Annotated in this window: 21 protein-coding genes; 16 read left to right on the forward strand and 5 right to left on the reverse strand. The window is 77.5% G+C overall.

Going from position 1 to position 21,096, the window contains the following annotated elements:
* Nucleotides 1–68: 68 nt before the first annotated feature.
* The gene (gene murA, locus ACYQBY_RS06295; protein ID WP_459642964.1) at nucleotides 69–1,397 is read left to right on the forward strand and encodes a UDP-N-acetylglucosamine 1-carboxyvinyltransferase; all 1,329 of its coding nucleotides are present in this window, start codon (nucleotides 69–71) and stop codon (nucleotides 1,395–1,397) included.
* A gap of 61 nt (nucleotides 1,398–1,458) precedes the next feature.
* Here murA and cofC read toward each other — a convergent pair whose 3' ends face one another.
* Nucleotides 1,459–2,148: a 2-phospho-L-lactate guanylyltransferase gene (cofC, locus tag ACYQBY_RS06300; RefSeq protein WP_459642965.1), complete on the reverse strand. Its 690-nt coding sequence runs from the start codon at nucleotides 2,146–2,148 to the stop codon at nucleotides 1,459–1,461.
* A 33-nt stretch (nucleotides 2,149–2,181) separates the two neighbouring features.
* Between cofC and ACYQBY_RS06305 the strand changes: the two genes are divergently transcribed.
* On the forward strand, nucleotides 2,182–3,180 hold the full coding sequence (locus tag ACYQBY_RS06305) for an NAD(P)H-dependent glycerol-3-phosphate dehydrogenase (RefSeq protein ID WP_459642966.1): 999 nt from the start codon (nucleotides 2,182–2,184) through the stop codon (nucleotides 3,178–3,180).
* A gap of 40 nt (nucleotides 3,181–3,220) precedes the next feature.
* Here ACYQBY_RS06305 and ACYQBY_RS06310 read toward each other — a convergent pair whose 3' ends face one another.
* Nucleotides 3,221–4,456, reverse strand: coding sequence for a trans-sulfuration enzyme family protein (locus tag ACYQBY_RS06310; protein ID WP_459642967.1), 1,236 nt, complete (start codon nucleotides 4,454–4,456; stop codon nucleotides 3,221–3,223).
* Nucleotides 4,457–4,490: 34 nt separating this feature from the next.
* Here ACYQBY_RS06310 and ACYQBY_RS06315 point away from each other — a divergent pair, with 34 nt between their 5' ends.
* Nucleotides 4,491–5,645, forward strand: coding sequence for a D-alanine--D-alanine ligase family protein (locus ACYQBY_RS06315; RefSeq protein ID WP_459642968.1), 1,155 nt, complete (start codon nucleotides 4,491–4,493; stop codon nucleotides 5,643–5,645).
* Here ACYQBY_RS06315 and ACYQBY_RS06320 read toward each other — a convergent pair.
* Both ACYQBY_RS06320 and ACYQBY_RS06325 read right to left on the reverse strand, forming a co-directional pair.
* On the reverse strand, nucleotides 5,619–6,170 hold the full coding sequence (locus ACYQBY_RS06320; protein ID WP_459642969.1) for a type II toxin-antitoxin system RatA family toxin: 552 nt from the start codon (nucleotides 6,168–6,170) through the stop codon (nucleotides 5,619–5,621). The genes ACYQBY_RS06315 and ACYQBY_RS06320 overlap by 27 nt on opposite strands.
* A 19-nt stretch (nucleotides 6,171–6,189) precedes the next feature.
* On the reverse strand, nucleotides 6,190–6,807 hold the full coding sequence (locus tag ACYQBY_RS06325; RefSeq protein ID WP_459642970.1) for a DUF3515 family protein: 618 nt from the start codon (nucleotides 6,805–6,807) through the stop codon (nucleotides 6,190–6,192).
* A gap of 125 nt (nucleotides 6,808–6,932) precedes the next feature.
* Between ACYQBY_RS06325 and ACYQBY_RS06330 the strand changes: the two genes are divergently transcribed.
* Complete coding sequence (locus tag ACYQBY_RS06330) at nucleotides 6,933–7,952, forward strand: thiamine-phosphate kinase (RefSeq protein WP_459642971.1); 1,020 nt, start codon at nucleotides 6,933–6,935, stop codon at nucleotides 7,950–7,952.
* A 68-nt stretch (nucleotides 7,953–8,020) separates the two neighbouring features.
* Here the strand turns inward: ACYQBY_RS06330 and rpmB are convergent, their stop codons facing one another.
* A complete protein-coding gene (gene rpmB / locus ACYQBY_RS06335; RefSeq protein ID WP_459642972.1) occupies nucleotides 8,021–8,206 on the reverse strand; it encodes a 50S ribosomal protein L28 in 186 nt (61 codons plus the stop codon).
* Between the two features lie 257 nt (nucleotides 8,207–8,463).
* Between rpmB and ACYQBY_RS06340 the strand changes: the two genes are divergently transcribed.
* The 12 genes from ACYQBY_RS06340 (at nucleotide 8,464) to ftsY (ending at nucleotide 20,946) form a co-directional block, all read left to right on the forward strand.
* Complete coding sequence (locus tag ACYQBY_RS06340) at nucleotides 8,464–10,671, forward strand: ATP-dependent DNA helicase RecG (RefSeq protein ID WP_459642973.1); 2,208 nt, start codon at nucleotides 8,464–8,466, stop codon at nucleotides 10,669–10,671.
* Nucleotides 10,668–11,219, forward strand: a complete 552-nt coding sequence (gene rsmD, locus ACYQBY_RS06345) for a 16S rRNA (guanine(966)-N(2))-methyltransferase RsmD (protein ID WP_459642974.1) — start codon at nucleotides 10,668–10,670, stop codon at nucleotides 11,217–11,219. Before ACYQBY_RS06340 ends, rsmD begins: the two co-directional genes overlap by 4 nt.
* A 77-nt stretch (nucleotides 11,220–11,296) precedes the next feature.
* On the forward strand, nucleotides 11,297–11,851 hold the full coding sequence (coaD, locus tag ACYQBY_RS06350) for a pantetheine-phosphate adenylyltransferase (RefSeq protein ID WP_459642975.1): 555 nt from the start codon (nucleotides 11,297–11,299) through the stop codon (nucleotides 11,849–11,851).
* A gap of 2 nt (nucleotides 11,852–11,853) precedes the next feature.
* Nucleotides 11,854–12,420, forward strand: coding sequence for an ATP synthase subunit B family protein (locus tag ACYQBY_RS06355; protein ID WP_459642976.1), 567 nt, complete (start codon nucleotides 11,854–11,856; stop codon nucleotides 12,418–12,420).
* A 209-nt stretch (nucleotides 12,421–12,629) separates the two neighbouring features.
* On the forward strand, nucleotides 12,630–13,220 hold the full coding sequence (locus ACYQBY_RS06360; protein ID WP_459642977.1) for a YceD family protein: 591 nt from the start codon (nucleotides 12,630–12,632) through the stop codon (nucleotides 13,218–13,220).
* Nucleotides 13,221–13,222: 2 nt separating this feature from the next.
* Nucleotides 13,223–13,426 (forward strand): 50S ribosomal protein L32, encoded by a 204-nt coding sequence (rpmF, locus tag ACYQBY_RS06365; RefSeq protein ID WP_459642978.1) that lies wholly within the window; start codon nucleotides 13,223–13,225, stop codon nucleotides 13,424–13,426.
* Between the two features lies 1 nt (nucleotide 13,427).
* Nucleotides 13,428–14,186: a ribonuclease III gene (gene rnc / locus ACYQBY_RS06370; RefSeq protein ID WP_459643127.1), complete on the forward strand. Its 759-nt coding sequence runs from the start codon at nucleotides 13,428–13,430 to the stop codon at nucleotides 14,184–14,186.
* 23 nt (nucleotides 14,187–14,209) lie between these two features.
* Complete coding sequence (gene mutM, locus ACYQBY_RS06375; RefSeq protein WP_459642979.1) at nucleotides 14,210–15,133, forward strand: bifunctional DNA-formamidopyrimidine glycosylase/DNA-(apurinic or apyrimidinic site) lyase; 924 nt, start codon at nucleotides 14,210–14,212, stop codon at nucleotides 15,131–15,133.
* Between the two features lie 167 nt (nucleotides 15,134–15,300).
* Nucleotides 15,301–15,567, forward strand: coding sequence for an acylphosphatase (locus ACYQBY_RS06380; protein ID WP_459643128.1), 267 nt, complete (start codon nucleotides 15,301–15,303; stop codon nucleotides 15,565–15,567).
* Nucleotides 15,568–15,681: 114 nt separating this feature from the next.
* Nucleotides 15,682–19,239 carry a chromosome segregation protein SMC gene (smc, locus tag ACYQBY_RS06385; RefSeq protein WP_459642980.1) on the forward strand — a complete coding sequence of 1,186 codons (3,558 nt, stop codon included), beginning with the start codon at nucleotides 15,682–15,684 and terminating at the stop codon, nucleotides 19,237–19,239.
* A gap of 152 nt (nucleotides 19,240–19,391) precedes the next feature.
* Nucleotides 19,392–19,676 carry a hypothetical protein gene (locus ACYQBY_RS06390; RefSeq protein ID WP_459642981.1) on the forward strand — a complete coding sequence of 95 codons (285 nt, stop codon included), beginning with the start codon at nucleotides 19,392–19,394 and terminating at the stop codon, nucleotides 19,674–19,676.
* A gap of 70 nt (nucleotides 19,677–19,746) precedes the next feature.
* Nucleotides 19,747–20,946, forward strand: coding sequence for a signal recognition particle-docking protein FtsY (gene ftsY, locus ACYQBY_RS06395; RefSeq protein ID WP_459642982.1), 1,200 nt, complete (start codon nucleotides 19,747–19,749; stop codon nucleotides 20,944–20,946).
* Nucleotides 20,947–21,096 lie beyond the last annotated feature (150 nt).

Here is a 21,096-nt window from a genome sequence, read left to right on the forward strand (position 1 = left end):
GGTGGCGGCCGACACGCCGACCGCACGGATGACGCACGGCACCAGGGCGACAGGACGAGGATGTGGACATGGCTGACGTGCTGACGGTGCGCGGGGGAATCCCGCTGCGCGGAACCCTCAAGGTCAGGGGTGCGAAGAACTTCGTCTCCAAGGCGATGGTCGCCGCGCTCCTGGGCGAGGAGCCCAGCCGGCTCAGCAACGTGCCCGACATCCGCGACGTCGCGGTCGTCACGCGCCTGATGGAGCTGCACGGCGTCTCCGTCACCGACGACGGCAACGGCGAGCTCCTCCTCGACCCCTCCAACGTCGAGAGCGCCCGCGTCGCCGACATCGACGCCCACGCCGGCTCCAGCCGCATCCCGATCCTGCTGTGCGGGCCGCTGGTGCACCGTCTGGGTGAAGCCTTCATCCCCGACCTCGGCGGCTGCCGCATCGGCGACCGGCCCATCAACTACCACCTCGACGTGCTGCGCGCCTTCGGCGCCCACGTCGAGAAGCAGCCCATGGGCATCCGCATCACCGCGCCGAACGGCCTCACCGGCACCCACGTCGAGCTGCCCTACCCCAGCGTCGGCGCGACCGAGCAGGTCCTGCTGACGGCGGTGCGGGCCCACGGCGTCACGGAGCTGCGCAACGCGGCGATCGAGCCCGAGATCATGGACCTGATCGCGGTGCTGCAGAAGATGGGCGCCATCATCAGCGTGGACACCGACCGGGTCATCCGCATCGAAGGCGTCGACCGCCTCACCGGGTTCAAGCACCGGGCCCTGTCGGACCGCATCGAGACCGCGTCCTGGGCCTCCGCGGCCCTGGCCACCCACGGCGACATCTACGTCGAGGGCGCCACCCAGCCCGAGATGATGACGTTCCTCAACGTCTTCCGGAAGGTCGGCGGCGCCTTCGAGATCGACGAGGACGGCATCCGGTTCTGGCACCCCGGCGGCGACCTGGACTCCATCGTCCTGGAGACCGACGTGCACCCCGGCTTCATGACCGACTGGCAGCAGCCCCTCGTCGTGGCCCTGACCCAGGCCAGCGGCCTGTCCATCGTCCACGAGACGGTGTACGAGAACCGCTTCGGCTTCACCGACGCCCTGCGCGAGATGGGTGCCGTCATCCAGGTCTACAAGGAGTGCCTGGGCGGGCGGCCGTGCCGCTTCGGGGCCCGCAACTTCAAGCACTCCGCCGTCATCTCCGGCCCCGCCAAGCTGCGCGGCGCCGACATCGTCGTGCCCGACCTGCGCGGCGGGTTCAGCCACCTCATCGCCGCCCTGGCCGCGGAGGGCACCTCCCGCGTCTACGGCATCGACCTCATCGACCGCGGCTACGAGCACTTCCAGTCCAAGCTGGACGCCCTCGGCGCGACGTACGACCGCGACCTCCGGGCCGCGTCCTGACCCGCCCGCCCACCCCGCCGCAGCACGCGGCGGGGTGCCGGCGCGCGCCCGCCCGCCGGCCTCAGGCGGTGGCCCGCGCCGCCGCCAGCACCGCCGCGGTGTGCGGGCCCACCCCCGCCGCGACCGCCAGCGCCAGGGCCTCGGCGGTGTCCACGTCCCGGCGCAGCCGGGCCGCCACGTCCGGCGGCACCGTCAGGCGCACCGCGCCCAGCGCGGCGTGGGCCGCCGCCGAGTCCGGCCCGAACGCCGGGCGCAGCGCCACCGCCGAGCGCCCCGCCAGCAGCACCGTGCCCACGTCGTCCGCGTCCGGCAGGAAGGCCGCGCCCTGCGCGTCCCCCAGCGCCCGCCCCGCCGCCGCCAGCGCCGCCGCCACGTCCGAGGGGCGCAGCGCCGGCAGGTCCGGCAGCAGCACCGCCACCGGGCCGCTCCCCGCGGCCGCCAGGCCGTCCGCGACCGCCGCGCCCAGCCCCCGCCCCGCCCGCTCCTCGCGCAGCACGCCCACCCCCGGCGCCACCGCCGCGCACGAGCGCGCCACCCGGGCGTCGGCCGTCACCACCAGCACCCGCCCCGCGGCGGGGCACGCGGCCACCGCCGCCACCGCGTCCAGCGCGATCGCCAGCGCCAGCTCCGCCCGCTCCACCCCCGGCGGCGGCTGCAGCCGCGACTTCGCGCCCCCGCCGCCCTTCACGGGCAGCACGAGCGTCCACGGCCCGGGCCGCGGAGGGCTGGGGGGTGCGGCGGTGGTGCTCACGGAGGCCGATCCTGGCACCCGCGCGGAGCGACCGTGACGCGCGCCACCGTCCTGGGCGCCGGCGGCTGGGGCACCGCGTTCGCCCTCGTCCTCGCCGACGCCGGGTGCCGGGTGGCCCTGTGGGCGCGCCGCGCCGAGGTCGCCGCCGAGCTCACCGCGCGGCGGACCAACAGCGCCTACCTGCCCGGCATCGAGCTGCCCGCGGCCGTGCACGCCACCGCCGACGTCACCGAGGCCCTGCGCGGTAGCGACCTCGTCGTGCTCGCGGTGCCCGCCCAGGCCCTGCGGGAGCACCTGCAGCGCTGGCGCGAGGTCCTGCCGCCGCGCGTGCCGCTCGTCAGCCTCGCCAAGGGCGTCGAGCTCGGCACCGGCGCCCTGATGACCGGGGTCGTGCGGGAGGTCACCGGCGCGGGCCCCGAGCGGCTCGTGGCCGTCTCCGGGCCCAACCTGGCCCTGGAGGTCGCCCGCCGCGAGCCCGCCGCGACCGTCGTGGCGTGCTCCGACGCGGGCACCGCCGACGCCGTCGCCGACGCCTGCACCACCCCCACCTTCCGGCCCTACCTCTCCGGCGACGTCGTCGGCGTGGAGGTCGCCGGGGCCGTCAAGAACGTCGTCGCGCTCGCCGTCGGCATCGCCGAGGGCCTCGGCTACGGGGACAACGCCAAGGCCGCCGTCGTCACCCGGGGCCTGGCCGAGTCCGCCCGCCTCGGGATGGCGCTCGGGGCGCGGCCGGGCACCTTCGCCGGGCTCGCCGGCGCCGGCGACCTCGTCGCCACCTGCGCCTCGCCCCTCTCGCGCAACCACCGCGTCGGCGTCGCCCTCGGCCGCGGCCTGCGCCCCGAGGACGTGCTGGCGGTCGGTCAGGTCGCCGAGGGCGTGCGCTCGGCCGCCGCGGTCCTCGCCCTCGGGCAGCGGCACGACGTGGAGATGCCGCTGACGGAGCAGGTCGCCGACGTCGTCGCGGGCCGCCGCAGCGCCGCCGAGGCCGCCACTGCCCTGCTCAGCCGCCCCCGCACGATCGACGCGTGGTGAGCGGGCGGGGACCCCGCGCTCCCCGCCCGCCCCGCAGCGCTCAGCCCTGCGGCAGCGCCACCCGCAGCGCCGCGTCCAGGTCCTGCCACAGGTCCTCGACGTCCTCCACGCCCACGGACAGGCGCAGCAGCCCCTCCGGCACCACCTCCGGCTCGCCGGGGTGGCGGCGGCGGCGCTCCACGAGGGACTCCACCCCGCCCAGGCTCGTCGCCGGCAGCCACAGCCGCACCGCGTCCACCACGGCGTCCGCCGCGGCCGCGCCGCCCACCACCTCCACCGACACGATCGCCCCGTACCCGGCCATCTGGCGCGCCGCCAGCGCGTGCCCCGGGTCGGAGGACAGGGACGGGTGCCGCACCCGCGCCACCGCCGGGTGCCCGCACAGCCGCAGCGCCAGGTCCGCGGCGTTCGCCTGCGCGCGCTCCATGCGCAGGTGCAGCGTGCGCAGGCCGCGCAGCGCCAGCCACGCCTCCCACGGCCCGGGGATCCCCCCGTGCAGGGTGCGGTGCCGCTGCAGCCGCGCCCGCAGGTCCGCCGAGCCGGTCACCACCGCGCCCAGCACCACGTCGGAGTGCCCCGAGAGGAACTTCGTCACCGAGTGCACGACCACGTCCGCGCCCAGGGCCAGCGGCTGCTGCAGCAGCGGGGTGGCGAAGGTGCTGTCCACCGCCACCAGCGCACCCGCCTCGTGGCCCGCCTCCGCCAGCGCGCGCAGGTCCGCCACCTCCAGCAGCGGGTTCGTCGGCGACTCCAGCCACAGCAGCGCCCCCGGCCCCGCCTCGCCCAGCACCCGCCGGACCTCCGCCACGTCGGTGGTGTCCACGGCCACCGCCCGCAGCGCCCCCCGCTCGGCCAGCAGCGCCGCCAGGGCGTGCGTGCCGTTGTACGCCCCGTGCGGCACCACCAGCGTGCCGCCCACCGGCAGCAGGCCCACCACGGCGCTCACCGCGGCCATGCCGGAGGCGAAGCACAGCGCCTCCCCGCCCTCCAGCGCGCCGAGGGCCTCCTCCAGCGCCTCCCAGGTCGGGTTGGCGAAGCGGCCGTAGCCGCGCTCCCCGGCCCCCATCGTCCCCGAGCCCACGTACGTGGAGGTGAGCGAGACCGGCACGTTCACCTCCGCGTCGGGCGTGCGCGCAGGGCGGCCCGCCACCACCGCGAGCGTCGCGGGGGACAGCGGTCCGGCAGGTGGTCCGGCCGGCGGTCCGGCGGGCGGGGCGGCGGGCGGGGCGGGGAGCAGGGGCTGGGGCTGCGCGGGGCCCTCGGGCGCGTCGGACATGGGGCGAGCCAACCACAGGTAGGGTCTGCGCCCGATGAGCCAGTCCAGCACCCTCCCCGCTCCCGCGACCCCGCCCGCCGGCACCCGGCCGCGGGTGGCCGTCGTCTTCGGCGGCCGCTCCGGCGAGCACGCCATCAGCTGCGTCACCGCCTCCGGGGTGCTCGCCGCCATCGACCGCAGCCGCTACGACGTGGTGCCCGTGGGGATCACCCGCTCGGGCCGCTGGGTGCTCGTCGAGGGCGACCCCTCCACGCTGGCCATCACCGGCGGGCGCCTGCCGGAGGTGCCCGCCGACGGCGCCGTGGTGGCGCTGCCCCAGGAGGTCGGCTCCAGGGACCTGGTGCCGCTGTCCGGCGGGGTGGACCCGGCCGCGCTCGGCGCCGTGGACGTCGTCCTGCCGCTGCTGCACGGCCCCTACGGCGAGGACGGCACCCTGCAGGGGCTGCTGGAGCTGTCCGACACCCGCTACGTCGGCTCCGGGGTCCTGGCCTCGGCCGCCAGCATGGACAAGCAGGTCATGAAGGCGCTGCTGACCGCTGCCGGGCTGCCCGTCGGGCCCTACGTCGCCTTCTCCCGCCGTCGCTGGGAGCGCGAGCCCGGCACCTGCCGCGAGGAGGTCGCGGCCCTCGGCTGGCCGGTGTTCGTCAAGCCCGCCCGCGCCGGCTCCAGCATCGGCATCACCCGCGTGGAGCGCCCCGGGGACCTCGACGCGGCCGTCGCCGAGGCGCAGCGGCACGACCCGAAGGTGGTCGTGGAGGCCGCGATCACCGGCCGCGAGATCGAGTGCGGCGTGCTGGAGGACCTCGGCGGGGGCGAGCCCCTGACGAGCCTGCCCGGGGAGGTCGCCGTCGTCGACGGCCGCGCCTTCTACGACTTCGAGGCCAAGTACCTCGCCGCCGACGAGGCGGTGCGGCTGTCCTGCCCGGCGGACCTGCCCGCGGACGTCACCGCCGAGGTCCGCGCGACCGCGGTGCGGGTGTTCGAGGCGATGGGGGCTGAGGGTCTGGCGCGCGTGGACCTCTTCGTCTGCGACGACGGGCGCGTCCTCGTCAACGAGATCAACACGATGCCGGGCTTCACGCCGACGTCGATGTTCCCGCGCATGTGGGCCGCCACCGGCGTGGACTACCCCGCGCTGGTGGACCACCTGCTCCAGCTCGCGCTACGCCGCCCCGTCGGCCTGCGCTGAGGCCCGCGCCGCGGCGAGCACGACCTCGTCGCGGCACCCCGCGGCGAACCCCGCGATGCGCCGCTCCACGTCGCGCTGCAGGATGCGGGCGCCGATCCGCTCCGCGAGCGGTGCCAGCCGGCGCGGCCGGCAGCGGAAGCTGTACCGCCACACCGCCCGCGTCCACCCCGTGCCCTCCTGAGTGCCCTCCTGGGTGCCCTCCTGAGTGCCCTCCTGGGCGCCGCCGGCGGGGTGCGGCAGGAAACGCCAGCCGCCCGCGAAGTTCTCGAAGAACCACGGCCCGCTCACCATGCGCATGCCGACGGTGCGCGGCGGGGCCCAGGAGACGTACTCGCTGACCATCCGCAGCCCGTGGCGGGAGAGGGTCGCGGTGCGCACGCCCTTGCCCGGCCGGTCCGCGTCCAGCAGGTGCTGGGAGCGCACGAACGGGTCCCAGCGGTAGCGCACCGCGCCCGTGGTCTGCGAGACCGCGAACGCCAGCGCGGGGGGGACGGGGACGACGATGCTCGCCTCGACGACCGGCACCCCGGCATCCTGCCGCAGGTCAGCCGCCCGACGGACCCGCAGCGGGCCGCGGGGCGCCCGGCGCGACCTCCGACAGGGCGGTGCAGCGGCGCTCCCGCGGCAGCGTGGCCACCTGCGGCACGAGCGCGGCGAGGACGTCCGCCGCCGCCTGCCCGCTCCCGCGCACGGTCACCTCCACCGCCGGGGTGCGCCCGAAGGTCACGGCGCGCGTCGCGGTCGCGGTCTGCGCGTCGATCAGCCAGTCCACCTCCGCGCGCCCGTCGCCGCTGGTCATGCTCACGCACCGCTGCGGGGACGGGCCCGGCGGCACGACGCCGCAGCGCAGGAGGACCTCGGAGCCGTTCCAGGCGACCGCGCCGGCCACCGCCAGCGGTGAGCGCCGCCGCCCGTCGAGGTCGGCGGGCAGGTCGGACAGCAGCGCCGCGCAGGCGGGGGAGGCGCCGTCGGGGCCGGGCTCGACGGCGGGCCCGCGGCCCCACAGCAGCGCCGCGGCCGCGGCCGCCGCCACCGCGAGGACGACACCGGCGCGCAGCACACCCTCACGCCGCGGGCGCCACGGGCGCCGGGCGACGCCGGTGGCCGCGGTCCGGGCGGTCGCCTCCTCGCCGGCCCCGGCCCGGGCGTCGCCGCTCGTCACGTCGTCCCCTCCCCGGTGTGCGCCGTGCAGCGGCCGTCGTCGCGCCCACCGCCGGGGCCCGTGCGCCCGGCCGCACCCGGGAGGCACGGCGTTCCCGCGGGGAGCGGCGTCACTAGGGTGGAGGGGTGCAGCACGGGTCGGGGCACCACGGGCCCGAGCAGGTCGGGGACCTCACCGAGGACGACCTCATCGCGCGCTTCGCGCCGCTGCTGCGCCCCTCCGCCACCACCCTCCTGGGCCCGGGTGACGACGCGGCCCTGGTCGCCGCGCCCGACGGCAGGGTCGTGGCGACCACCGACATGCTCGTGGAGGGCCGCGACTTCCGCCGCGACTGGTCCACGGGCACCGACGTCGGCTGGAAGGCCGCCGCGCAGAACCTCGCCGACGTCGCCGCCATGGGCGCCACCCCCACGGCGCTGCTCGTCGCGCTCGGCCTGCCCCGCGACGTGCCGGTGGAGTGGGTCCTCGACCTCGCGCGCGGCCTCGCGGCGGCCTGCGAGGGCACCGGGGCGGCGGTCGTGGGCGGGGACCTGTCCGGCGCCGCGGAGGTCGTGCTGTCGGTCACCGCGCTGGGGGACCTCGGCGGGCGGGCACCGGTGCTGCGCTCCGGGGCGCGACCGGGGGACGTCGTGGCCCTGGCCGGGCGCGTCGGGGACTCCGCCGCCGGCCTGGCGCTGCTGGCGGGCGGGCGGGTGCCGCAGTCCGGCCCGGCGGCCGGGCTGGTGGACCGGCACCGCAGACCCCGCCCCCCGCTGGCCGCCGGCCCCGCGGCCGCCGCGGCGGGGGCCAGCGCCCTCATGGACGTCAGCGACGGGCTGCTGCGCGACGCGGGCCGCATCGCCCGCGCCAGCGGCGTCGTGCTCGACCTCACCGGCTCCGCGGGCCCGCTGGCCGGCTGGCAGGCCGCGCTGGTGGAGCGCCTGGCCGGTGTGGCGGGGCTCGGCTCCGCCGCCGACGCGCGGGCGTGGGTGCTGGGCGGTGGCGAGGACCACGCCCTGCTGGCCTGCTTCCCGCCCTCGGTGCAGCTCCCGGCCGGTTTCGAGGTCGTCGGCACCGTTCGTGCGGCCGGCGGCGCCCCCGGGGTGCTGGTGGACTCCGCCCCCGTGCACGACCTCGGGCCGGGCTGGGACCACTTCGCGCGCTGAGGCACCGGTCCCGGACGCACGTCGGGGCCGGTCCCAGCGGACCGGCCCCGACGTGCGCACCTGCGGGGTCAGCGCGTGACCTTGCCCGCCTTCAGGCAGGAGGTGCAGACGTTCAGCCGCTTCGGCGTACCGCCCACGACCGTGCGCACGCGCTGGATGTTGGGGTTCCAGCGGCGCTTGGTGAGGCGGTGCGAGTGCGAGACGGAGTGGCCGAAGCCCGGGCCCTTGGCGCAGACGTCGCAGGTGGCAGCCACGGAGTTCTCCTGAGGTCGGTCGGAAGCACGGGGTCGTGCCGACCGGGGACCGGGGCACGGGCGGGCCCGGACATTCCGGGCACGGTCGTCCACGGTATCCCAGTGCGGAACACCGCTCAAATCACCTCCCGGCCACCCCCCGGCCACCCCCCGGCGGGGCCCGTGCGCGGGGCCGCGGGGCCGTCGGGGGGCCGCAGTAGCCTGCGGGGGCACCCGTGCGGCACCCCGCGGCACGGGCCGGGAGGAGGACGGCGACGGTGACGGGGACCGGCACGGCCACCGAGGACCTCGACGCGCCGCTCACCACCCGCGTCGGCGGCACCACCGCCGCCAAGCTCGCCGCCGAGCTGGACCTGCACACCGTCCGCGACCTGCTGTGGCACCTGCCGCGCCGCTACGCCGAGCGCGGACAGCTCACGTCCATCTCCGGGCTGGAGGAGGGCGACGACGTCACCGTCGTGGCGCAGGTGCAGCGCGTCTCCGGCCCCCGGCAGATGAAGAGCCGCCGCGGCGCGATGCTCGAGGTCTGGGTGGGCGACGGGCGCGGGGAGCTGCTGCTGACGTTCTTCGCCAAGGGCCTGGGCCCCCTGAACCACCACGCCCGCCAGCTCCCCGTGGGCACCCGCGCCCTGTTCGCCGGCAAGGTGCAGCCGTACCGCCGCGGCGCCTCGCGCATCCTGCAGCTCGTCCACCCCGAGCACCGGCCGCTGCCGGAGGACGCCGACGACAGCATCGGCGTGCGCTTCGCCGAGCAGCCGGTGCCCATCTACCCGGCCACGACGAAGGTGCGCAGCTGGGACGTCGCCGCGTCCCTGGCCGTGGTGCTCTCCTCCCTCGGCGACGTCGACGACGCGGTACCGGAGGAGATCGCGCTGCGGGAGGCGCTGCCCTCCGCCGCCGACGCCCTGCGCTGGGTCCACCAGCCGCGCTCCAAGGAGGAGTGGCGCCGCGGGCTGGAGCGCTTCCGCTACGAGGAGGCGTTCGTGCTGCAGGCCTCCCTCGCCCAGCGCCGCCACGCCGCGGCGCGCGAGGCCGCCACCCCCCGCCTCGCCACGCCCGACGGTCTCCTCGCCGCCCTCGACGCGCGGCTGCCGTTCGAGCTGACCGCGGGCCAGCGCGCCGTGGGGGAGCAGATCGCCGCCGACCTGGCCCGCACCTCGCCCATGCAGCGGCTCCTGCAGGGGGAGGTCGGCTCCGGCAAGACCCTGGTGGCGCTGCGGGCCATGCTCACCGTCGTCGACGCGGGCGGGCAGGCGGCGCTGCTGGCCCCCACGGAGGTCCTCGCCGGCCAGCACCTGCGCTCCACGACCGCGATGCTCGGCGACCTGGCGATGGCCGGCCAGCTCGGCGGCGCCGAGCGCGCCACCCAGGTCGTGCTGCTCACCGGCTCGATGCCCGCCGCCGCCCGCCGCCGCGCCCTGCTGGCCGCCGCGAGCGGGGAGGCGGGCATCGTCATCGGCACGCACGCCCTGCTGGAGGAGCACGTGCAGTTCGCCGACCTCGGTCTCGTCGTCGTCGACGAGCAGCACCGCTTCGGTGTCGAGCAGCGCGACGCCCTGCGCGCCAAGGCCGCCGCGTCCCCGCACCTGCTCGTCATGACCGCCACCCCCATCCCGCGCACGGTGGCCATGACGGTCTTCGGGGACCTGGAGGTCTCCACCCTGCGTGAGCTGCCGCCGGGCCGCGCGCCCATCAGCACCCACGTCGTGCCGCTGGCGCAGCACCCCGAGTGGATCGACCGCGTCTTCCAGCGCATCGCGGAGGAGGCCGCCGCCGGGCACCAGGTGTACGTGGTGTGCCCGCGCATCGGGGGGGAGGAGACCCCGCCCGCGCCCGGTGAGGACGGCAGGCGGCCCCCGCTGTCGGTGGAGGACGTCGTCGCGCAGGTCCGTGCCCACCCCGCCACGGCGGGCCTGCGCACCGAGGTGCTGCACGGCCGGCTCCCGGCGGAGGAGAAGGAGGACGTCGTGCGCCGCTTCGCCGCGCAGCAGCTCGACGTCGTCGTGGCCACCACCGTCGTGGAGGTCGGCGTCGACGTCCCCACCGCCACCCTGATGGTCATCGTGGACGCGGAGCGCTTCGGCATCTCCCAGCTGCACCAGCTGCGCGGGCGCGTGGGACGCGGCGGCCTGCCCGGGATGTGCCTGCTCGTCACCGAGTCGGCCGGCGCGTCCGCCGTGGAGCGGCTGCGGGCGGTGGAGGGCACCACCGACGGCTTCGAGCTGGCCCGGGTGGACCTGGAGCAGCGCCGGGAGGGCGACGTGCTGGGCGCCGCGCAGTCCGGCCGCCGCTCCTCCCTGCGCGTCCTCAGCGTCCTGGACGACGTCGACCTCATCGCCCGGGCGCGGGCCGACGCCACCGCCGTGGTGGAGGCCGACCCGCAGCTGCGCCGCAACCCGGGCCTGGCCGCGGCCATCGCCGACCGGCTCGGCGCGCAGGAGCGGCAGTTCCTGGAGCGGGCGTGACGCGCATCGTGGCGGGCGCGGCGGGCGGGCGATCCCTGCGGGTGCCGCCCGGCTCGCACACCCGCCCCACCAGCGACCGCGTCCGGGAGGCGCTGTTCTCCCGGCTGGAGGCGATCGGCGTCGTCGACGGCGCGCGGGTGCTCGACCTGTACGCCGGCTCCGGCGCGCTGGGGCTGGAGGCCGTCAGCCGCGGCGCCGCCTCCGCGGTCCTCGTGGAGTCCGCCCGCCCCGCGGCCGCCGTGGCGCGCGCCAACACCGACGCGCTCGGCCTGCCGGGGGTGCGGGTCGTGGCCGACCGGGTGGAGCGCTGGCTGCCCTCCGCGCCCGAGGAGCACTTCGACCTCGTGCTGGTCGACCCGCCGTACGCCGTGACGGAGGACGAGCTCGCCGGGGTGCTCGCGGCGCTGGCCCCCGCCCTGGCCCCCGAGGCCCTCGTCGTCGTCGAGCGCAGCAGCCGCAGCCCGGAGCCCTCCTGGCCCGCGGGGTGGGAGCGCGAGGAGGTGCGCCGCTACGGCGAGACGGCGCTGTGGTTCGCCGGCTACCCCTGAGCCCCCCGGCGGGCCCGGGGCGGGTGGGCGGGGGCGCGCGCGCCGGGGCACCCCGCCGCCGCTGCTAGGTTCTGCGCGTGTCCCCCGTCGCCCGCCGCTGCGTGTGCCCGGGCAGCTTCGACCCGGTCACCGTGGGGCACGTGGACGTCATCGTGCGCGCGGCCGGCATGTTCGACGAGGTCGTGGTCTCCGTGGCCCGCAACCCCGCCAAGCGGGCGCTGTTCAGCCTGCAGGAGCGGGTCGCGATGGTCCGCGGGGCCCTGGCCGGGCTGCCCGGCGCCGAGCGGGTCGAGGTCGGCGCCCTGCCGGACGGCCTGCTCGTCGACCACGCCCGCGCGGTCGGGGCGCCGGTGGTCGTCAAGGGCCTGCGCGGTGGGACGGACTTCGCGTACGAGCTGCCGATGGCGCTGATGAACCGCCACCTGGCGGACGTGGAGACGGTGTTCCTCGCCGGGGACCCGCGCTACGAGCACGTCTCCTCCAGCCTGGTGAAGGAGGTCGCCGGGCACGGCGGCGACGTCGCCGGGCTGGTGCCCGCCGCGGTGCTGCCGCTGCTGCTGGAGCGGCTCGCCGCCCGGCGCGCGGAGCATGCGGCACCGCAGAACGAAGTCCACGCGAGGGAAGGCAGGTAGTCGTGGAGGTCCACGAGAAGCTCGGTCAGCTGGCCGCCGTGGTGACGGGGGCGCGCGGCATCCCGATGTCCACCTCCTGCGTCGTGGACCGCGAGGACCTGCTCCGCCTCATCACCGACGTGCGCCGGCTGCTGCCGGTGGAGGTGCAGCAGGCCGGTGACGTGCTCGCCGCCCGCGACGACGTGCTCGTCGCGGCGCGCGCGGAGGCCGAGCACATCGTGGCCGACGCGCGCTCGCGCGCCGACGCCCTGGTGGAGTCGCAGTCGGTGATGCGCGCGGCCCGCGAGCGCGCCGAGCACATCGTGGCCGGCGCCCGCGAGGAGGCCGCCCGCCTGCGCAGCGACGCCGACGACTGGTGCGACGGCAAGCTCGCGGACTTCGAGGAGGAGGTGCAGCGGCTGCTGCAGCAGGCCTCCCGCGGGCGGGAGCGGCTGCGCGCCCGCCGCGCCGAGGCCGCCGACGGCGAGGCCGACGCCGCGCCCGCCGCGCCGGCCGCGTCCTCCGGGCCCGCCGCGCAGCGGCAGGCGCCCGCGGCCGAGCGCGCCGGGGGCGGGGCCGACGCCTCCTGATCCCCGGTGCGGCGCGGGCCGGCGGGCGGGCGCCCGGCCTGCGGTTTGGGGTGCCCGTCCGCCTCGGCTAGGCTGGGGTCGGCCTCGACGCTGGTGAGCGGTGCCACCCGAGGGTGGCGCCGACCACGGACGTCGGGGCCGTCCAGCGCCGGTGCCCGACCCGCGGTTCTCGCGGTCCGGGGCAGCGGGAGTTCTACGAGGGAGCGGTCGTGAGGCAGCACGCGGGTCACCTCGACCCGAAGGCACCGCTCGTGCTGTCCACGCACGAGCTCGGGCGCCGCCCGGGCACCATGCGCAAGGTGCAGCGCACCGCGCCCGCACCGGCGGAGCTCGGCACCGAGGTGATCAAGGTTCCCGAGGGCAGCGACCTCGCGCTCGACCTGCGCCTCGAAGCCGTCATGGAGGGTGTCCTGGTCTCCGGGACGGTCACCGGCCGCGCGGAGGGCGAGTGCGTCCGCTGCCTCGACGACGTCTCCCGGGACGTCAGCGTCGAGCTGCAGGAGCTCTACACGTACGAGGCGCGCGCCAGCGCCGAGGACGACGACGAGCTGCACTCCCTCGACGGCGATCTGCTGGACCTGGAGCCGGTGGTGCGGGACGCGATCGTCCTGGCCCTGCCCTTCCAGCCCGTGTGCACCGAGGACTGCCCGGGGCTGTGCGCCGAGTGCGGCGCCCACCTCGCGGAGGACCCGGAGCACTCGCACGAGAACGTCGACCCCCGCTGGGCCGCGTTGCAGGGGCTCGCCCGCACCCGGGACGACGCCCCCGAGTCCCCGTCCGACCCGAGAGAGAAGAGCTGACCGTGGCCGTCCCGAAGCGGAAGATGTCGCGCAGCAACACCCGGTCCCGTCGCGCCCAGTGGAAGGCGGCGGAGACGACCCTGACCACCACGGTCGAGCGCGGCCAGGTCGTGCACTCCCGCCCGCACCAGGCCCGGGTCGTGACCGACTCCGCGGGCACCCCGCTCTACCTGGAGTACAAGGGCCGCAAGGTCAAGGACCTCTGAGCTGGTCGGCACGGACGCCGGCTCCTCCCGGGGGGGCGCGGAACCCCTCGCCTCCCTGGAGGAGCGGCTCGGCATCGGGATCGGCACCGCGCTGCTGGTGCAGGCGCTGACGCACCGCTCGTACGCGTACGAGAACGGCGGCCTGCCCACGAACGAGCGCCTGGAGTTCCTCGGTGACTCCGTGCTCGGCCTCGTGGTGACCGACACGCTGTACCACCGCTACCCCGACGTGCCCGAGGGGCACCTCGCGAAGCTGCGCGCCGCGGTCGTGAACATGCGCGCGCTCGCCGACGTCGCGCGCGGCCTGGACCTCGGCGCCCACGTGCGCCTCGGCAAGGGCGAGGAGACCACGGGCGGGCGGGACAAGTCCTCCATCCTGGCCGACACCCTCGAGGCCGTCATCGGCGCCGCCTACCTCGCACAGGGCGTCGAGCGCGCCCGCGAGCTCGTGCTGAGCCTGGTCAGCCCGCTGATCGACTCCGCGGAGCGCCTCGGGGCGGGCACCGACTGGAAGACCACCCTGCAGGAGATGACGGCCGCCGCCGGCCTCGGGGTGCCCGCGTACGCCGTGCGCGACGAGGGCCCGGACCACGCCAAGCAGTTCGACGCCGACGCCGTCGTCGCGGGCACCGCGCTGGGCTCCGGCCACGGGCGCAGCAAGAAGGAGGCCGAGCAGCGCGCCGCCGCGGCCGCGGTCGTGGCGCTGCGCGAGGCCCAGGCGGCCGCCGAGGTCCGCACCACCTCCCGCGTCGACGGCTGAGCCCGGAGCGCGGGGTCGAGCCGGTGCCGGAGCTGCCCGAGGTCGAGGTGGTCCGCCGGGGCCTGGCCCGCCACGTGAGCGGGCGCGTCGTCGCCGAGGTGGAGGTGCTGCACGAGCGCGCGGTGCGCCGCCACCCCGGTGGGGCCGCCGACGCGGTGCTGCGCATGACGGGCGCGCGCCTGGTGGACGCGGTGCGCCGCGGCAAGTACCTGTGGCTGCCCCTGGAGCGGGACGGCGCGGTGGCCGAGGCCCTCGTCGTGCACCTGGGGATGAGCGGGCAGCTCCTCGTGGAGGAGGCCTCTGCCCCGGTGGAGAAGCACCTGCGGGCACGCTGGCGCTTCTCGGGCGGCGGGGCGGAGCTGCGCTTCGTCGACCAGCGCACCTTCGGCGGGATCGCCGTGGTGCCCCTGGTGCCGGCCCCGGACGGCGGCCGCGGCGGGCACGGCGAGGCGGGGGAGGGCCCGCACGTGCCGATGCTGCCCGCGCCCGTCGCCCACATCGCCCGCGACCCCCTGGACCCCGCCTTCGACGACGCGGCGTTCGCGCAGCGGCTGCGGCGCAGGGCCACGGGCGTGAAGCGGGCCCTGCTCGACCAGACCCTCGTCTCGGGGGTGGGCAACATCTACGCCGACGAGGCGCTGTGGCGGGCGGGCCTGCACTACGCCCGGCGCACCGCGTCGCTGACGCGCCCGCAGGTGACGGCCCTGCTAGGGGCGCTGCGCGAGGTCATGACGGCGGCGCTTGCGGCGGGGGGCACGAGCTTCGACGCCCTCTACGTCAACGTCAACGGCGCCAGCGGGTACTTCGACCGCTCCCTGTCGGTGTACGGGCAGGCGGGCAGGCCGTGCCCGCGCTGCGGCACCGCGGTGCGCCGCGACGCCTTCATGAACCGCTCCTCGTACACGTGCCCGCGCTGCCAGCCGGTGCCGCGCTCGCCCTCCTGGTGAGGCGCGGGCACGGTGGCGGGGACGTCCGGCTGTGCGACACCGGCGTGTCGCGTGCACGACGTCCCCGCCGGCTCCCCGCCTAGCCTGGACGGGTGAGCGAGCCGAGCCCTCCCGCAGCCGCCGACCCGGAGGCCGCGGACGCCACCGCCGACCACGGGCCCGTGCGCATGACCGCGTGGGTGCGCGGGCGCGTGCAGGGCGTGGGGTTCCGGTGGTGGACGCGCGCGCAGGGGCTGGAGCTGGGTCTGTCCGGTTCCGCCTCCAACCGCCCCGACGGGCGGGTGGAGGTCGTCGCCGAGGGCCCGCGCGCCGCCTGCGCCGAGCTGCTGGCCCGGTTGCGGGCCGCGGACCGGCCGGGCCGGCCGGGGGAGGTCGCGGGGGTCGTGGAGCGCTGGGACGCCCCGCGCGGCGTGACGGGTTTCGTCGAGCGCTGAGGCGCCCCGGCACCCGGGCGGCACCCGGGCGGCACCCGGGCGGCGCGGAACACGATCTCCGCCCGGTGCGCGGTTGGCCGGTCACGTCGCGGGCGGGAACTACCCTCGATCCCCGTGCACCTGAAGACCCTCACCCTCAAGGGGTTCAAGTCGTTCGCGTCGGCCACGACGCTGCGGCTGGAGCCCGGCATCACCTGCGTGGTCGGCCCCAACGGCTCGGGGAAGTCCAACGTGGTGGACGCCCTGACGTGGGTGATGGGGGAGCACAGCGCGAAGTCCCTGCGCGGCGGGAAGATGGAGGACGTCATCTTCGCCGGCACCACCGGCCCGGGCGGGCGCTCCGCGCTGGGCCGGGCCGAGGTCAGCCTCACGATCGACAACACCGACGGCCGGCTGCCCATCGACTACTCCGAGGTGACGATCACCCGGACGATGTTCCGCACGGGCGGCAGCGAGTACGCCCTCAACGGCTCGGCGTGCCGGCTGCTCGACGTGCAGGAGCTGCTGTCGGACTCCGGGATCGGCCGGGAGATGCACGTCATCGTGGGGCAGGGCCAGATCGACGCGGTGCTGCACGCCTCGCCGGAGGACCGCCGCGCGTTCATCGAGGAGGCGGCGGGGGTCCTGAAGCACCGCCGCCGCAAGGAGAAGGCCCTGCGCAAGCTCGACGCGATGGAGGCCAACCTCCAGCGCGTCGGCGACCTCGTCGGCGAGATCCGGCGCCAGCTGAAGCCGCTGGGCCGGCAGGCCGAGGCCGCCCGCCGCGCCCAGGTGGTGCAGGCGGACCTGCGCGACGCCCGCGCCCGCCTCCTCGCCGACGACCTCGCGCAGGCCGTCTCGGGCCTGCAGCGGGAGGAGGCCGACGAGCAGGCGCTCCTGACCCGGCGCGAGGCCGTGGAGCGCGACCTCGCCGAGGCGGCGCTGCGCCTGGCCGCCGCGGAGGAGCAGGCGGTCGCCGCCGCACCGGAGCTGGCGCGCGCGGTGGACACCTTCCACCGCCTCGGGGGGCTCTCGGAGCGGCTGGAGGGGGTGCGGGCCCTGGCCGCCGAGCGCCTGCGGCTGCTGTCCCAGGCCGCGGAGGAGCCGGCCTCCCGCCGCGACCCGCAGGAGCTGCTCGCGCAGGCGCAGCGGGTGCGGGCCGAGGAGGCCGAGCTGGCCGCCGCGGCCGCGGCCGCGCGCGAGGCGCTGGAGGAGGTCCTCGCCGCGCGCGCCGAGGCGGACCGGGCCGCGGTGGAGGAGGACCGCCGGGTCGCCGCCGCGCTGCGGGCCGCCGCCGACCGCCGCGAGGGCCTCGCGAAGCTCGCCGGGCAGGTCGCCGCGCGCCGCAGCCGCGTGGAGGCCGGGGCGGCGGAGGCGGAGCGGCTGCGCGCCGCCGTGGAGGGCGCCGAGCAGCGCCGCGCCGCGGCCGGGACGGAGCTGGCGGCCCTGCAGGAGCAGGTCGCGGGCGTGGAGGAGGGCGAGGAGGGCCTCGACGCCGAGCACGAGGCCGCCGAGGAGCGGCTGCGGGCCGCCGCCCGGGCGGAGGAGGCCGCGCGCGCCGAGGAGGCCGCCGCCGAGCGGGAGCGCGCCACCTGGACCGCCCGCAAGGAGGCCCTGGAGATCGGCCTGACCCGCAAGGACGGCGCCGGCGCCCTGCTGGCCGCCGGCTCTGAGCTGTCCGGGGTCCTGGGGTCCGTCGCCGCCCTGCTGAGCGTGCGGCCCGGCTACGAGCAGGCCGTCGCCGCCGCCCTGGGCACCGCCGCCGACGCCGTCGCGGTGGCCTCCCCCGCGGACGCCGCCGCCGCCATCGGGCACCTCAAGGCCGGGGACTCCGGCCGCGCCCGGATGCTCGTCGCCGGTGCGGACACCGGGCCGGCGGCCACCGGCCTGCCCGACGGGGCGCTGGCGGCGCTGGACCTGGTGGAGGCCCCGGACGGGCTCGCCGGTGCCCTGGGCGAGCTGCTGGGCCGGGTCGTCGTCGTCGCGGACCTGGACGCGGCGCGCGAGGTGGCCGGGTCGCGCCCGGACCTGGTGGCCGTCACCCGCGAGGGGGACCTGCTCTCCGCGGCCGGCGCCGAGGGCGGCTCGTCCTCCGCGCCCAGCCTGCTGGAGGTGCAGGCCGCCGTCGACGAGGCCAGCGACGCCCTCGCCGCCGCCGCCCGCCGCGCGGGGTCGGCCCGCCGCTCCGTCGCGCAGGCGCAGCAGGAGCGCGCCGAGGCCACCGGGCGGGTCGAGGCCGCGCTGCAGCAGCTCCACGAGTCCGACGCGCGGATGGCCGCCGTCGCCGAGCAGCTCGGCACGCTCTCCGCCGCGGTGCGCTCCGCGGAGGCCGAGGCCGAGCGCTCCCGCCGCACCCTGGCCTCCGTGCAGGAGCGCCTCGCCGACGACACCGCGGCCCTCGCCGACCTGAGCGCCCGGCTGGAGGCCGCCCGGCAGGCCGGGGAGGCCGAGCCCGCCGACGTGAGCACGGCCGAGCGGGACCGCCTCGCCGAGGCCGCCCGCGCCGCCGGCCGCGCCGAGACCGAGGCCCGCCTGGCGCTGCGCACCGCCGAGGAGCGGGTGCGGGCCCTGTCCGGGCGCGCCGACGGCCTGGAGCGGGCCGCGGCGGAGGAGACGAGGGCGCGGGAGGAGGCGGCCCGGCGGCGGCAGCGGCGCGCCGTGCAGGCGCAGGTCGCCGAGGAGGTCCGCGCCGGGGCCGAGCGGGCCCTGGTCGTCGTGGCCGGCTCCCTGGCCGAGGCCGCCCGGCTGCGCGACGCCGCCGAGCAGGCCCGCGCCGGGCTCGAGGCCGGCGTGAGCACCGCCCGCAAGCACGTGCGGTCCCTGCAGGAGGAGCGCCAGCGGCTGGAGGACTCCCGCACCCGCGACGAGGTGGCCCGCGCCCAGCAGCGCTGGCGGATCGAGCAGCTGCAGACCCGGGCGCTGGAGGAGCTCGGCGTGGACCCGGACACGCTCGTCGCCGAGTTCGGCCCCGACCAGCCCGTCCCGCCGCCGCCCGGGCAGGAGGAGGACGGGCTGCTGCCCCGCCCGTACGTGCGCGCCGAGCAGGAGAAGCGGCGCCGCGCCGCCGAGCGGGCGCTGGCCCAGCTGGGCACGGTGAACCCGCTGGCGCTGGAGGAGTACGCGGCGCTGGAGGAGCGGCACACCTTCCTCGTCACCCAGGTCGAGGACCTCAAGCGGTCCCGCAAGGACCTCCTCGACATCGTCCGCGAGGTCGACGAGCGGGTGGAGCAGGTGTTCTCCGCCGCGTTCGCGGACGTCGCGGCGCAGTTCGAGCAGGTGTTCTCGCGGCTGTTCCCCGGGGGCGAGGGCCGGCTGGTGCTGACCGACCCCTCCGACATGCTCGCCACCGGTATCGAGGTGGAGGCCCGGCCCGCGGGCAAGAAGGTCAAGCGCCTCTCGCTGCTCTCCGGCGGGGAGCGCTCGCTGACGGCGGTGGCGGTGCTGGTGTCCATCTTCCGCGCGCGCCCCAGCCCGTTCTACGTCCTCGACGAGGTCGAGGCGGCGCTGGACGACACCAACCTCGGCCGGCTGCTCACCCTGTTCGAGGAGCTGCGCGAGTCCAGCCAGCTCATCGTCATCACCCACCAGAAGCGGACGATGGAGGTGGCGGACGCCCTGTACGGGGTGACGATGCGCGGGGACGGCGTCACGACGGTCGTCAGCCAGCGGATCCGCGAGGCGACCCCCGCCTGACGGGCCCGCGCGCCCCGCTCCCGTGCCTGCGCCGTGCCCCTCGCGTGCCCGTGCCGTGCCGGTCGTGCTGCTCGTGCAACGACCTCGTCACGGTGCGGCAACGGCACGCGCGTCGGGTGGCCTGCGCCTGCGGCCCGCACCAGAGTGGGACCGTGCTGATCGGGACTCTCGTCGTGTCGCTGCTGCTCTGCGTCGGCCTCGCGCTGGCGGTCCTCTACGTCGTCGCCGCACCGCACCTGCGCGCGAGCGACAGCCGGTTCGCGACCCGCCTCACGGAACGGGTCGACGCGCGGGTGCACCGCCTCGGCGTCCTGGCGCGCTCCGGCGCCGCCCGCTCCCGGGGCGCCGCCGCCCGGGGCGTCGAGGCCGCCCAGCGGCAGCTGCACGCACGCCGCGGCACCGAGCCCGAGACCCGCTCCGCCCAGCTGCACAGCTGAACCCCCGGCCCCCCGGGAGCCGCGCGCCGTTGCGGCCGGGGCCGCCGGGCCGTCTGCGAGGATCGGCGCCGTGGAGAACCTCGAGCTGATCATCACCCTCGTCGTCGCGATCGCGGTCGCGGCCGCGGGGATCGGCGCCGCTCTGGTGCGGGGCGGGCGCAGCCGGTCCCTGCCCCCGCCCCCGCCCGCCGGCGCGCACCTGCCCGGTGTCGGCGACGACGCGGAGGTGCCGCGGGACAGCCCGACCCGCACCGTCGACGTCGTCGAGCTGCCCGACACCCTGGACGAGAGCCTCCTCGACGACTCCGCGCTCGTCGAGGAACCCGCCCGCACGCTGGACAGGCCCGACTCCGCCGCCGGCCGCCTGGTCCGCCTGCGCGAGCGCCTGGCCCGGTCCAACTCCGCGCTCGGCAAGGGCCTGCTGGCGCTGCTGAGCCGCGACACCCTGGACGAGGGCACCTGGGAGGAGGTCGAGGACACCCTCCTGCTCGCCGACATCGGGGTGGGCCCGGCCACCGAGATCGTGGAGTCCCTGCGCGACCGCGTCCGGGTCCTCGGCACCCGCGACCCCGAGCACCTGCGCGCCCTGCTGCGCGAGGAGCTGATCCGCGTGGTGGACCCGGCGATGGACCGCTCCCTGCGGGTCGAGCGGCACGCCGAGCGGCCCGCCGTGGTGCTGGTCGTGGGCGTCAACGGCACGGGCAAGACCACCACGGTCGGCAAGCTGGCGCGGGTCCTGGTGGCGCAGGACAAGGACGTCGTCCTCGGTGCGGCGGACACCTTCCGCGCCGCGGCCGCGGAGCAGCTCGCCACCTGGGGCGATCGCGTGGGGGTGCCCACGGTCCGTTCGGAGCGGGACGGGGCGGACCCGGCCGCGGTGGCGTTCGACGCCGTGAAGCAGGGCGTCGAGATGGAGGCGGACGTGGTGCTGATCGACACCGCGGGGCGCCTGCAGAACAAGGCCGGCCTCATGGACGAGCTGGGCAAGGTCAAGCGGGTCGTGGAGAAGCACGGGCCCGTCGACGAGGTGCTGCTCGTCCTGGACGCCACGACCGGGCAGAACGGCATGCAGCAGGCGCGGGTGTTCTCGGAGGTCGTCGACGTCACGGGCATCGTGCTGACGAAGCTGGACGGCACCGCCAAGGGCGGCATCGTCGTGGCCGTGCAGCGCACCCTCGGCGTGCCGGTGAAGCTCGTCGGCCTCGGCGAGGGCGTGGACGACCTGGCGCCGTTCGAGGTGGAGGCGTTCGTCGACGCGATCGTGGGCTGACCCGGGTGGTGGGCTGACCCGGGTGGTGGGCCGACCCGGGTGGTGGGCCGGCGGGCTGCGGGGACGGGCGGCGGCGTAACAGGGAATTCACACCGCCCCGCCGTTCGTCACCGGTGCGAAACGGGGCGCGGGGGCGCGCGTAACAGCGGG

Source organism: Kineococcus anabasis, from assembly GCF_054590795.1.

Coding starts and splice junctions, on each gene's coding strand:
- ACYQBY_RS06310 (WP_459642967.1), bottom strand. CDS start 4,456: ATGTCCGACGCGCCCGAGGGCCCCGCGCAGCCCCAGCCCCTGCTCCCC.
- murA (WP_459642964.1), top strand. CDS start 69: ATGGCTGACGTGCTGACGGTGCGCGGGGGAATCCCGCTGCGCGGAACC.
- ACYQBY_RS06380 (WP_459643128.1), top strand. CDS start 15,301: ATGACCGCGTGGGTGCGCGGGCGCGTGCAGGGCGTGGGGTTCCGGTGG.
- ACYQBY_RS06315 (WP_459642968.1), top strand. CDS start 4,491: ATGAGCCAGTCCAGCACCCTCCCCGCTCCCGCGACCCCGCCCGCCGGC.